The sequence below is a fragment of the Methylophaga sp. OBS4 genome (assembly GCF_026319305.1).
GTDB lineage: Bacteria > Pseudomonadota > Gammaproteobacteria > Nitrosococcales > Methylophagaceae > Methylophaga.
The window spans coordinates 49,776-62,566 of the sequence record NZ_JAPDMV010000010.1 but is presented as its reverse complement, the minus strand read 5'-3'; the positions used below and the strand labels follow the sequence as shown (position 1 = coordinate 62,566).

14 protein-coding genes are annotated in these 12,791 nt (G+C 48.9%); all 14 read left to right on the top strand.

Translation table 11 applies throughout. The features are described from left to right. Window positions 1–6: 6 nt before the first annotated feature. The gene (locus OMP95_RS04495) at window positions 7–270 is read left to right on the top strand and encodes a sarcosine oxidase subunit delta (RefSeq protein WP_266326389.1); all 264 of its coding nucleotides are present in this window, start codon (window positions 7–9) and stop codon (window positions 268–270) included. Beyond that, a complete protein-coding gene (locus tag OMP95_RS04490) occupies window positions 267–3,176 on the top strand; it encodes an FAD-dependent oxidoreductase (RefSeq protein ID WP_266326387.1) in 2,910 nt (969 codons plus the stop codon). The genes OMP95_RS04495 and OMP95_RS04490 overlap by 4 nt, the downstream gene beginning before the upstream one ends. A 2-nt stretch (window positions 3,177–3,178) precedes the next feature. Continuing rightward, a complete protein-coding gene (locus OMP95_RS04485; protein WP_266326385.1) occupies window positions 3,179–3,847 on the top strand; it encodes a sarcosine oxidase subunit gamma in 669 nt (222 codons plus the stop codon). 36 nt (window positions 3,848–3,883) lie between these two features. Further along, window positions 3,884–5,290, top strand: coding sequence for a type III glutamate--ammonia ligase (gene glnT, locus OMP95_RS04480; protein ID WP_266326383.1), 1,407 nt, complete (start codon window positions 3,884–3,886; stop codon window positions 5,288–5,290). Window positions 5,291–5,326: 36 nt separating this feature from the next. Beyond that, on the top strand, window positions 5,327–6,229 hold the full coding sequence (locus OMP95_RS04475) for a class II glutamine amidotransferase (RefSeq protein WP_266326381.1): 903 nt from the start codon (window positions 5,327–5,329) through the stop codon (window positions 6,227–6,229). Window positions 6,230–6,253: 24 nt separating this feature from the next. Then, window positions 6,254–7,003 carry a protein glxC gene (locus tag OMP95_RS04470; protein WP_266326379.1) on the top strand — a complete coding sequence of 250 codons (750 nt, stop codon included), beginning with the start codon at window positions 6,254–6,256 and terminating at the stop codon, window positions 7,001–7,003. 25 nt (window positions 7,004–7,028) lie between these two features. Continuing rightward, window positions 7,029–8,360 carry an FMN-binding glutamate synthase family protein gene (locus tag OMP95_RS04465; protein WP_266326377.1) on the top strand — a complete coding sequence of 444 codons (1,332 nt, stop codon included), beginning with the start codon at window positions 7,029–7,031 and terminating at the stop codon, window positions 8,358–8,360. A gap of 253 nt (window positions 8,361–8,613) precedes the next feature. Further along, window positions 8,614–8,850, top strand: coding sequence for a hypothetical protein (locus OMP95_RS04460; RefSeq protein WP_266326375.1), 237 nt, complete (start codon window positions 8,614–8,616; stop codon window positions 8,848–8,850). Window positions 8,851–8,879: 29 nt separating this feature from the next. Then, window positions 8,880–9,299 carry a hypothetical protein gene (locus tag OMP95_RS04455; protein ID WP_266326373.1) on the top strand — a complete coding sequence of 140 codons (420 nt, stop codon included), beginning with the start codon at window positions 8,880–8,882 and terminating at the stop codon, window positions 9,297–9,299. Next, window positions 9,296–9,475, top strand: coding sequence for a hypothetical protein (locus OMP95_RS04450; protein WP_266326371.1), 180 nt, complete (start codon window positions 9,296–9,298; stop codon window positions 9,473–9,475). Before OMP95_RS04455 ends, OMP95_RS04450 begins: the two co-directional genes overlap by 4 nt. Then, window positions 9,472–10,902, top strand: a complete 1,431-nt coding sequence (locus tag OMP95_RS04445; protein WP_266326369.1) for an APC family permease — start codon at window positions 9,472–9,474, stop codon at window positions 10,900–10,902. Before OMP95_RS04450 ends, OMP95_RS04445 begins: the two co-directional genes overlap by 4 nt. A 14-nt stretch (window positions 10,903–10,916) precedes the next feature. Then, on the top strand, window positions 10,917–11,345 hold the full coding sequence (locus OMP95_RS04440; protein ID WP_266326367.1) for a universal stress protein: 429 nt from the start codon (window positions 10,917–10,919) through the stop codon (window positions 11,343–11,345). A 125-nt stretch (window positions 11,346–11,470) separates the two neighbouring features. After that, window positions 11,471–12,139 carry a hypothetical protein gene (locus tag OMP95_RS04435; protein ID WP_266326365.1) on the top strand — a complete coding sequence of 223 codons (669 nt, stop codon included), beginning with the start codon at window positions 11,471–11,473 and terminating at the stop codon, window positions 12,137–12,139. Then, a complete protein-coding gene (locus OMP95_RS04430) occupies window positions 12,136–12,420 on the top strand; it encodes a hypothetical protein (RefSeq protein ID WP_266326363.1) in 285 nt (94 codons plus the stop codon). The genes OMP95_RS04435 and OMP95_RS04430 overlap by 4 nt, the downstream gene beginning before the upstream one ends. Window positions 12,421–12,791 lie beyond the last annotated feature (371 nt).

The following is a 12,791-nucleotide window of genomic DNA, read 5'->3' as shown; positions in this document are numbered from 1 at the left end:
AAGACTATGAAATTACTTGAATGTCCTATCAACGGTGTCAGACCGTTAAGCGAATTCACCTATGGCGGTGAATATCGTGACATGCCGAATCCTGACACTTGCACAGACAAGGTCTGGGCTGCTTATGTGCATAACAGAAGTGGTGCTCCAGGCTTCAAAAAAGAGTGGTGGTACCACGGCCCGAGCGGCACTTGGTTTATCGCTGAAAGACACACCATGACTGACAAGGTCAGTCGTACCTATCTGCCGGGTCAGGGGGGAAAGCAATGACTGCGCGTATTGCAAAGAAAAGAGGCGAATGGATTAATCGTGATAAGCCTTTGACGTTCAGTTATGAAGGTCGGACTGTTGAAGGTTATGAAGGCGATACCATCAGCAGTGCTCTGTGGGCTGCAGGCATTAAAGTCCTGGGCCGTAGTTTTAAATACCACCGTGCCAGAGGGGTATTGAGTTTTGCTAACCACGACGTCAATGCGATGATGACCGATGGTGAAGATACCAATATCAGAGCTGACGTATGGCCTGTCAGCAATGGCATGACATTGGAAGCTGTCAACACTGACGGCGGGGTGCTTAAGGACAAGAACAAGTACATCGACTATTTGTCGCCGGTCTTACCGGTTGGTTTTTACTACAAAGCTTTCCATACGCCTCGGAGATTGTTTCCTTTCTGGGAAAACATAGTCCGTAAGGCGGCAGGTCTGGGGGTTGTTAACTTCAATTACCCGCGGATCACCAAACCCAAACGTCACGCCCATTGTGATGTACTGATTGTAGGCGCCGGCGCTGCGGGATTGTCTGCTGCCTTATCGGCCGCAAGTCAGGGTTTGAAAGTCATTCTGGTTGATGAAAATCACCAGGCAGGTGGTAGTCTGACCTATGACTACGCCGGTGATCAAACGGTCGCCGATACCTTGTCAACTTTACTGAATGCGGTCAGAAATGAGGCCAATATTCGTCTGATCACCAATGCTTATGCAGCTGGTTATTATGCAGATCATCTGGTACCTATTGTTGAAGATGATGGCATTACCAAGGTGCGAGCTAAAACCGTCATTGTTGCCAGTGGTGTGTTTGAGCAACCCCCTGTATTCAGATACAACGATTTGCCGGGTGTGATGCTGGGCTCAGCCGCACAGCGTCTGATTCACCGTTATGCCGTCAAACCTTTTAATAAAGGGGTGGTGGTCACAGCTAATGACCATGGCTATCGCACGGCTTTGGATCTGGCCTCTGCCGGTACCGAAGTGGTGGCGGTGATTGATATGCGTCGTGATGGTGCCAGCCGTGAGTTGACTGAGCGAGTCACTGACAAAGGCATTGCCGTACATAAGGCCAGCTGTATTTACGAGGCTGTGGCAACTAAAGACAAGCTGAGTATCAAGGAAGTAGTGGTCTGCCCGTATAACGAGGCAGATGCTGAAGCTGATACCAGCCGCAGTGTCAGATTGAGCTGTGATGGCGTCGCGATGAGTTCAGGTTGGGCACCGGCTGCTGCCCTGCTGTATCAGGCCGGGACCCAGATGCGTTATGACGATGGCCTGGAGCAATTTGTTCCGGACCAACTGCCTGAAGGTGTGTTCGCGGCGGGTAAAGTCAATGGTGTCTTTGATCTGAAAGCACGTCAGCAAGATGGTCAGCGCGCAGCGGCAGAAGTACTGAATTATCTGGGTAAACAAGCAGATGCTGTCAGCGTGAACATTCCACAGGCCGCATCACCCAGCCATCCATACCCGATTGTTAATCATCCTAAAGGCAAAAACTTTGTCGATTTCGATGAAGACATTCAGGTCAAGGACTTTATCAATGCGGCAAAAGAAGGTTTCGACAATATCGAATTGATGAAACGTTTCACTACCGTGGGCATGGGGCCGAGCCAGGGTAAACATTCCAATATGAATGCGATTCGCATTCTGGCGCGGATCCGTCAGTTGCCGGTACAGAAAATTGGTACCACAACAGCCAGACCGTTTTTCCATCCGACGCCTATTGGTCACCTGGGTGGCCGTAGCTTTCATCCGCATCGTTATACCGCAATGCACGAATGGCATGTCGACCATGGTGGTGTGATGATGGATGCCGGTGTCTGGATGCGGCCAGCTTATTATGTGCCGGCAGGAACAACGCTAACAGCTAGCCAGGCCGTGCAGGAAGAAGCGACCGCAGTTCGTGAAAAAGCAGGCATGATCGATGGCAGCACGCTGGGCAAAATCGAAGTTTTCGGCCCCGATGCTGCTGCTTTTCTGGAACGTTTCTACACTGGCAAATTTGCCGGCCAGAAAGTGGGAGACAGCCGTATCGCCATGCTGCTGGATGAATCCGGCGTCATGACCGACGATGGTCTGGCTGCCCGTCTGGCTGAAGACAAATTCTATGTCTCGACCAACTCATCTAATGCCGCCTCGGTCTACCGCGAAATGCAACGCAATATTCAGCTGTGGGGCATGCAGGTGACCCTGGTGAACCTGACCGGTGCCATGGCTGCGATGACTGTTGCCGGTCCGGCATCCCGCTCTATCGTTGAAGGTTTAACCGATATTGACTTGTCAGTATCTGCGATGCGTGATGGGGCTATCCGTGAAGGCCAGGTGGCTGGCGTCGACGCACGGATAATGCGAGTCAGCTTTGTTGCCGAACTCGCGTTTGAAATCCATGTGCCCTACAAAGCCGGCTTGCATGTCTGGGAAGCCATCATGACAGCGGGCAAACAGGCGGGTATTCGTGCCTTTGGTACTGATGCACAGCGTTTGTTACGGCTGGAAATGGGGCACCATCTGATCAGCCATGATACTGATGGCCTGACCAACCCGTTTGAAGCCCACTCTGAATCGCTGGTCGCGATGGATAAGCCTTTCTTTGTCGGTCAGAGAAGTCTGCAAATCCTTGCCAAAAAACAGTTGAACAAAAAACTGATTAATTTCGTGCTGGATAGCGACTTTGCCGGTGAACTGCCCAAGGAGTGCAATCTGGTGATCGAAAACGACGATATCAAAGGCCGTGTCACCAGTATTTCGTATAGCAAATATTTGAATCGGGTGATTGGTTTTGCCTTTGTTGCCCCTGAACAAAGTGGCATCGGCAGTCAATTTCAGATTCGCGCTGACTCAGGAGCCATGGTGTCTGCCACGGTAGTGAAGGCACCGTTTTTTCATCTTTTAGCAAAAAAAGGAGCTTGATCATGCAAGACGCTGTTTATAGAAGTCCGGTTGCCTTTGCTCAGTCTCTGCGTAAACCGGTTGTAGGCGACATCAACGGTATGAGCACGGCCCTGAGTTTTGCTGAAACAACAGTGGAAGATGCTCACAGTCAGACTTTATCAATTTGTGATGTCAGTGCGCTGAACCGTTTCGGGGTAAAAGGCCCTAATGCATCAGCGTGGTTGACCGCTGCCAATGTCAACCTGCCAACAGGTACTAACAGTTGGACAACTCAGGATGACAATACCCTGGTGATGAGGCTGGGGAATACTGAGTTTTTGCTAGAAGATCAACCTGGTACAGAGCTATGTTCAAAACTGAATCAGACCAGCGTTAATGAAAGCGGCATACATAAAGTCAGTCGTAACGATGCAGCTTTCATTCTCAGTGGTGAACTGATCCAGCCATTATTTTCCGAAGTGTGTGCAATCGATCTGAATGGTGATGTGCTCGACGATAACCGACTTGTAATGACCATGATAGCCGGTGTTTCAGCAACGCTGCTGAGGCAAAGCCTGAATGGTCAAACTGTCTACCGACTCTGGTGCGACGGTACTTTCGGCCCTTATTTGTGGAAAACCCTGCTCAATATAATTAAAGAGTTGGGTGGCGGACCTGTCGGAATTAACCGGTATTTCAAAAGCAATTGAAATTGCTGAAAAACCTTAACCAAGAAGGAAAGAAATATGAAATATGTAGCAGAAGCAAATGAAATAAGTCAGCCGGTTGCTGAAGATTTAGTTCCGACCGACACTGCTGTGAACACAGTAGAAGAAGCTAAGCAATTCCTCAAAGACAACAAGATTAAGTACATTCTGGCACAGTTTGTTGATATCCACGGTGTTGCCAAAGTCAAGTCAATACCTGCTGCTCATCTGGAGGATATTCTGGGTAATGGCGCCGGTTTTGCAGGTGGCGCAATCTGTGGCATGGGCATCAAGCCAAACGGGCCTGACTATATGGCCAGGGGCGATTTATCTACCTTGACAGTTATTCCCTGGCAACCGGGTTACGCAAGAATCATCTGTGATGGTCATGTCAATGGCAAGCCTTATAACTTCGATTCCCGTGTTGTATTGAAAAATCAGATTGAGCGGCTGAACGCAAGAGGCTGGACCATGTTTACCGGCCTGGAGCCAGAATTCTCTTTGCTGAAAAAAGATGAGTTCGGTCAAATGCACCCGTTCGATGATACCGATACGCTGCATAAACCTTGTTATGACTATAAGGGTATTACCCGTCAGAGTGCTTTTCTGGAGAAACTGACTGAATCCCTTATCGAAGTAGGGCTGGATGTTTATCAAATTGATCACGAAGATGCGAATGGTCAGTTTGAAATCAACTACACCTATGCCGACTGCCTGAAAAGTGCTGATGATTTCATCATGTTTAAGATGGCCGCCAGTGAAATTGCCAATGAACTGGGCATGATTTGTACTTATATGCCTAAACCGTTCAGCAACAGACCTGGTAATGGCATGCACTTGCATATCTCTATCGGTGATGGTGAAAAGAGCCTGTTCCACGATGACAGTGATCCGACGGGACACGGTCTGAGCAAACTGGCTTATCACTTTATGGCGGGTCTGCTGGAACATGCCCCGGCCTTGTGTGCATTGGCTGCACCGACTGTGAATTCATACAAACGTCTTGTTGTCGGCCGTTCACTGACAGGTGCCACCTGGGCGCCCGCTTATGTGACTTATGGCGATAACAACCGTTCAACCATGGTGCGTATTCCTTACGGTCGTCTTGAAATGCGCCTGCCGGATGGCTCATGCAACCCTTACCTGACAACGGCAGCCATTATTGCCGCCGGTATGGACGGTGTGGAACGCGAGCTTGATCCGGGCCAGGGACACAATACCAATCTCTATGAACTCAGCCCTGCTGAACTGGAAGAAAAAGGTATTGCCATCCTGCCTCAAAATCTACACGAAGCCCTGACCGCTTTTGAAAAAGACAGTGTTGTTCGTGGTGCATTGGGTGAAGGACTTGCGAACGAGTTTCTGGAACTGAAACACATGGAATGGGTGGAGTACATGAGACATGTCTCCGATTGGGAAATCTCTCGTTACGCTGAATTTTATTAAGTATCCCTCTAGTAGGAATTTTTTAGGAGAAATCTTATGTGTGGAATTGTTGGCCTTTATTTGAAAAACAATGAATACGAAAATCGCTTGGGTGAGTTATTTGCACCAATGCTGATTGCGATGACCGACCGCGGTCCTGATAGTGCCGGGTTTGCCGTCTATGGTGACGCGGTTAACGACGGTATCAAACTGACCCTGCGTCACGAAGACGAAAACTATGACTGGGCCAAATTGGCTAAAGAAATCGAAACGGCTCTGAATACCACAGTCGAATGGTTTCAAAACAGCAAAGTTGCTGTACTCAAAGTGAATGCAGAAGACGAAGCCGTTGAGCAATATCTGGAACAAAATCATCCCGATGTGCTGATTATGAGTTCAGGTAAATCAATTGAGATTCTGAAAGAAGTCGGTCTGCCGGAAAAAATTGTTGATATGTTCAAACTCAACAATATGAAAGGCAGCCACATTATCGGCCATACCCGTATGGCAACAGAATCTGCTGTCACCATGGCAGGCAGCCATCCTTTCTCTACCGGTCTGGATTTGTGCCTGGTTCACAACGGTTCTCTTTCCAACCATAACCGTCTACGCCAGGAACTGAAACGCAATGGTATTACCTTCGATACCGAAAATGATTCTGAAGTGGCGGCAGGTTACCTGACTTACCGTCTGCAACAGGGTGATTCACTGCGTGAAGCGCTGGAACATGCGCTGCAAGAACTGGACGGTTTTTACACCTTTACTATCGGTACCAAAGACGGCTTTGCGGTTGTGCGTGACCCGATTGCCTGCAAACCGGCAGTAATTGCAGAAACAGATGATTACGTTGCTATGGCTTCTGAATATCAGGCTTTGACTACCTTGCCAGGTATTGAGAACGCAAAAGTCTGGGAACCCGAACCTGCAACTATTTACGTGTGGGAACGCGACAATAACTAAGCAATGGCGCATTAGGAGAACAAAATGAAAACGATCAACTTAGCAGAACAGTCAGTAGGCGAAATGAGTCAGCCTCTAATTGAGCAAGTGGATGGCGTAGTAGATCTGGCTGTGCAGTCTGTACGCGAGCTGAATCAGGCTCTGCATGATCAGGCAAACGAACTCACTCAAGCGGAGTGGGAAGTGCTGAATCCAAAAGGTCAGCATAATCTGGCAGTCGGTGTCGATCAGAAACTGAAAATCGATATCAAAGGCCACGCCGGTTATTACTGTGCCGGTATGAATAAAGAAGCCGATATTGTGGTACACGGCAGTGCCGGACAAGGTGTGGCTGAAAACATGATGTCAGGCAGCGTACGCGTTAAAGGCGATGCTTCCTCCGCTGCCGGTGCCACCGCTCATGGCGGTCTCCTGGTGGTTGAAGGTAATGCCGGTTCACGGTGTGGTATCTCGATGAAAGGGGTTGACATTGTTGTGAAAGGCAATGTCGGTCATATGAGCTGCTTTATGGGACAGGCCGGTACTTTGGTGGTGTGTGGTGATGCCGGGGATGCCCTGGGCGATTCACTGTACGAAGTCCATATCTATGTGAAAGGTAAAGTGAAGTCGCTGGGCGCGGATTGCATCGAGAAAGAGATGCGTGCCGAGCACATCGAAGAGCTGACCAAACTGCTCGAGCAAGCCGGCGTGGACGAAGATCCGAAAGCCTTCAAACGCTACGGTTCGGCCCGTCAACTGTACAACTTCAAAGTCGATAACGCTGGCGCGTATTGATGGTTGATTTTGCGAGGAAAATACAATGAGTGAAAGAATCAAACGAACTACCGAACTTCGTGAATCAGCGACTTTCGACCGTCTGTCCATGTCTGAAATCCGCCGTGCAGCGGACACAGGCATCTACGATATTCGTGGTTTTGGTGCCAAGCGCAAGCTGCCACATTTTGACGATTTGCTGTTCCTGGGAGCGAGCATGTCTCGTTATCCGCTGGAAGGCTATCGTGAAAAATGCAATACCTCAGTGAAACTCGGTACCCGCTTTGCCAAGAAACCGATTGAACTTGATATCCCGGTGACGATTGCAGGCATGAGTTTTGGTGCCCTTTCAGCACATGCCAAGGAAGCGCTTGGCCGGGGTGCCTCCGCAGTGGGTACTTCTACGACTACCGGTGACGGCGGGATGACTCAGGAAGAACGTGGTCACTCTACAAAACTGGTTTATCAAATCTTGCCATCACGTTACGGCATGAACCCGGATGATCTGCGTAAAGCCGATGCGATAGAAGTGGTACTGGGCCAGGGTGCCAAACCTGGTGGTGGCGGTATGTTGCTCGACCAGAAAATTACCGAACGCGTCGCTAAAATGCGCACACTGCCGATGGGCGTCGATCAGCGTTCTGCCTGTCGTCACCCTGACTGGACCGGACCGGATGATCTGGCTATCAAAATTCATGAGTTGCGTGAGATCACTGATTGGCAGGTACCGATTTACATCAAAGTGGGTGCAACACGTACTTATTACGATGTGAAACTCGCTGTGAAAGCCGGTGCTGATGTCATTGTTGTAGATGGTATGCAAGGTGGTACTGCTGCAACACAAGAAGTATTCATCGAACATGTGGGCATACCAACGTTGGCTGCTATTCCTCTTGCCGTTCAGGCTCTGCAGGAAATGGGCATGCACCGTAAGGTTCAGCTGATTGTGTCCGGCGGTATTCGCAATGGTGCAGATGTTGCCAAATGTATGGCACTGGGCGCCGACGCGGTAGCCATTGGTACTGCAGCTATGGTCGCTTTGGGTGATAACGATCCGATTTATGATGAAGAGTTCAAGAAGATCGGTTCAGCTGCCGGTTTCTATGATGATTATCACGATGGCAAAGATCCTGCCGGTATTTCAACTCAGGATCCGGAGTTAATGAAAAGAATGGATCCCATTGAGGGAGGCCGTCGTTTAGCTAACTATCTGCGTGTGTTGACATTGGAAGCACAAACCCTGGCCAGAGCCTGCGGTAAAAACGATTTGCGTAATCTTGAACCTGAAGATCTGGTGGCATTGACTGTTGAGTCGGCTGCGATGGCGAAAGTACCTCTGGCGGGTACCAGCTGGATTCCGGGTCAGCAGCAGTTCTGATAAACCGTTTTTTTAGAGCAATCGAGACAAGGGCTGGTGCTGCTTTGATTAAACCTACTTAAAAAGATCCTTACCCCGTCAATTTAAGTGTGTTTTTTCATGGTGGCATCAGTCCTTTTCTTTTTTATTTGATTTATTTCATAGAGGAGGAATCAGTGTAGTTATTAACTAAATATAAAAAAAGAGAGAGGAATAAACCATGAATAATAATTTAAAAAAACGTATACAAAATATGTATATACGGGACTGTATTATGGCCTGGTCGGATATTATTTTACTCTGGCTGGCTATAGGCTTCGTCCTCATTAGTATCTTAAGCATTGTGGAAGATCCGTTCATAAGAACGGTGATGATTATTGCCAGTGCGTTGTTAGTGCTTTTCAATACTGCGTCAGTAGCAGCGATGACCAAACACTACGCGGAAGATAAGGACTTCATTTACACACTGGATATCAAGCATCTCGATGAAAATCGGGCGGCCAAAAAATAATGTGATGAGTTTATTAATGAGGAAAAGCTATGTCCAATATGTATATACCCAAAATACAGAACAAGCGTGGCCAGTTATTCGATAGCCTGTTCATTCTTGTATTAGTTTATGTCAGTCTGTATATCCCCTTGTTTCTCGAATCGGCTGCTAAATCTGCCCCCGATGAAACGATCTCCGCTCAGGTCATCACCTGGGAATCACTTAATGTCTCCCCCGTTGAACAGGAACAGTGGCAAAAGCTCGGTTTAGATGTGGCTGCTGCGGCTGAGATTATCAACGACAAGTTTGATTACACCATAAATCCGCTGATGCTGATTATCACGGCTTTGGTAATTATCGGCTACTTCTTTTTTGTCTTGCGTGTCTCTGACAGGCAATACCGTGAGGTAATTGACGAAAAATTCGGTGCCGCCGGCAATCAGGCTAATGAACAGGAGAGTGCAAGATGATTTATTGGGAATTATTGAGCTATGCCGCCTGGATTATTTCCGCGGTGCTGCTGCTCTGGATTCTGGCCGATGCCGTCAGTGTGTCGCGTCAGTTTGATGAAGATCTGCTGGTCAGTTCCCGTGAGGGTGCGGATGAGTTGATGGAGGAAATCAAACGAGAAGGGGAAGACAAATGAGTACATCAACGTCTACTACAGGGACTGCAAAACAGAGTACATCTACGTCTGTAACGGGGACTCAACCACGCATTTCGATGCTGAAAGTGTTGAACCCGTTTCATGTTTGGGCGCTGGGCGTCGGTATCGTTCTGGTCGGTGAGTTTATGGGCTGGAACTTTTCGGTTGCCAAGGGCGGTGCTTATGGTGCGTTGATTGCCTGCTGGGTGATTGGTTTGCTGTACAGCTGCGTGGCGATGATTGACTCCGAAGTGACTTCAACCGTGGCGGCAGCTGGCGGGCAATATACCCAGGCCAAGCATATTATCGGACCACTTATGGCCTTTAATGTGGGTTTGTACCTGGTGATGGCCTATACCATGCTGGAAGCGGCAGATGCGCTGATAGTCGGGGATTTGATGGCAGCGGTGGCTTCAGCAACCGGCTATGCTGATCTGAGTCCGCAGCCGTTTGTGGTGTTGACCATTGCTTTTCTGGCCTGGCTGAATTACCGCGGGGTGTTTATGACCCTGACGGTGAATTTTGTCATTACGCTGTTTGCCTTTTTGGCGATTATTGCCTTGTTTGTCGGCAGTGATCCGCTTAATCCGGGCAACATCCTCAAGCACAGTGATTTATTGACTGAACTGCCTTATGGCTGGATTGGGGTTGTGGCGGCGTTACAGTTCGGTATGTGGTATTACCTGGGTATTGAAGGCACTTGTCAGGCTGCAGAAGAAGTGCGCAGCGCGGGCAGGGCTATTCCACTGGGTACCATCGGCGGGATTCTGACGCTGCTGGTGGCCGCGACATTGACCTGGTATATCGCAACCGGTCTGATGCCTTGGCAATACCTGGGACAGGCGACCACACCGTTATATGATGCGGCATCCATTATTGGTAATCCTTCTTTGCAGGTTGTGCTGTTTATCGGCACCATGTTTGCGGCGATTGCCTCTGCCAATGGCTGTATCAATGATGCGGCACGGGCCTGGTTTTCGATGGGGCGTGACCGTTATATGCCAACCTGGTTCGGGGCGATTCATCCGCATTACCGGACACCGTACCGCGCCATTATCTTTTTGATTCCCATCGCAGTCTCGTTTGCCTTTACCGGTCTGCTGGATCAGGTGATCACTTTCTCCATTCTGTCGGGTTTGCTGGGCTATACCTTTATGTCCTTCAATATGATCCGGTTCAGAAAAATGTGGCCACTGGATGTGATCAAACGTGGCTATATCCATCCGTTCCATCCGATTCCGGCACTGACATTGCTGGGTCTGTGTTCAGTGGTTTATTTCGCCACCTTCCTCGGTTACGGCGCTTCGCTGTTGTCGATCATGGCTTTCTACATCGTAGCATCGGTGTGGTTTGTGATGCGTCGTTATCAGTTTGTGAAACGCGGTGATCAGTTCACCATGCCTTGGCCACGGCCTAAAGGTTATTAAAGGAGGAGGCAGAAATGAAAAAAATACTATGTGCAACAGATGGTTCTCACAGTGCTGAAAAAGCAATTGAGTTTGCCATTGAATTGGCGCTGCTGGCTAAGGCGGAACTGACATTTATTCATGTGATGATGCCTACCGAAAATGATGTGTCTCATTCCTACTTCTGGGACTCCAATGTGCTCAATGCAGCATCTGATCAGCTTCAGATGGAGTTACATCAGGCGATGGAGAAAGCCCATCAGCATGGTTTGCGACCGGTATTCTGCACCACGGTGCCGGGACACAACATTGCGGCGGCAATTATTAATTATGCCGAAGAGAATGATCACGATCATGTGGTAACTGGTTCGGTGGGACGTACAGGTGTCTCCAAGGTGCTGCTCGGTTCTATTGCCGAGCAGGTTATCAGCAAGGCGCATTGCCCGGTAACGGTGGTGCGCTAGTCCGTTGGCCCCGCAGTGAGTGCAGCAAACTGGCTGCGGGGTCTTTTTTACGATCTTTTGCTGTTTTCCAAAGGAGTTACCGATGTTTATTCAATTAACTTTTATGCTGAGACGGAGCGGTCACTATGTCTGAACTTATCGTCTTTATGCTGGCCATTGTGTTCAGTTTCGCCTTGTGGTGGTTATATAAACAACATCACCGGCAGGTGATTCAATCGCGTGCGAGCTTACTTGACAGTTGTGGCAAGGTCATGACTGTCAGTGAGACACGTTTTAATGCTGCCGGTTATGCTTCGATACGTGGCTTTTTCAACCAGACTCCCCTGTCTTTGCGGGTCGAGGTGGATAATCTGACTGCCCGTAAGATTCCGGTGATGTGGTTGCATATCAAACTGGAGCGTAATACTTCTGCCACAACCGGCAGTCTCGATATTCTGGTACGGCCGCAGAATACCGAGTTTTATAGTCCGTCGTGGCAATGGTCTCAGCCAGTCAAGCCGCTGGCTGGCTGGCCTGAACATGCCCGTTATATGAGTCGGGATGTGACGCCGGACTTGCAGGCCATCGATGCCGATGTCCGGACTTTGTTTGCCGATGAAAAAACCAAAGAATTACTGATAACACCGGATGCTGTTCGCCTGACTTATCTGATTCGTCAGGCCGACAGGGGAAATTATTTACTGTTGCGTTCGGTGCATTTTGATGACAACCCGATTGATTCGGATCAGGTGGCGGCATTGGCGCGTCAGTTACAACGGTTGCAATACAATCTGGATGGAGGCGAAAACCCATGAGTCAGGCTATTCAGAAACAATCCAGACCGATTCATCCCTACCTGGTACTTGCCGTAGCGATTGTGTTACCCGGTGTCGGGCAGGTGCTTAATCATGCACCGATGCGCGGTTTAATGATGGTATTTTTCATGATGGTGCTCGGTGTGATCACTTTTAATTTGGCTGCGCCGGATGTTTCTTTGGTTGGCCAGTTCGCCGGTGGTGTTTTTATCTACGCCTTGTCAGTCATGGATGCGTATATGTGGGCGCGGCTGCGTTGGACGCTGGCACAGCAAAATTAATCTGGCCATTGCGTTGTCAGCAGCGTGGCGAATGCAAGATTGTCAGCTGCACTTTGCTTGGCAGGGTTTTTTATAACTCAGTTCACAAGGCCTTACTAACCCATTGGTAGTAATCCTTCTTTGGAATTGTGACTGACCTTGCAGCCTTGGATAATCCAAATCGAGGCTTTAGTTTGATGATTCAGACTCAGCTTCTTCATGGTTATCCTCTAACCGGTCTCTCGTTGGGACGTTGGGGGTGAACTGCCGCAGCCAGCATACGTTCTCAATGGCGATAAATAAGTGGCAGCGGTAAGTTCACCCTCCTTTTTTTTGAGGATAATCAACAGATTTCAATGACTAAACGAAGTCTACAGATAAGGATAAACGTT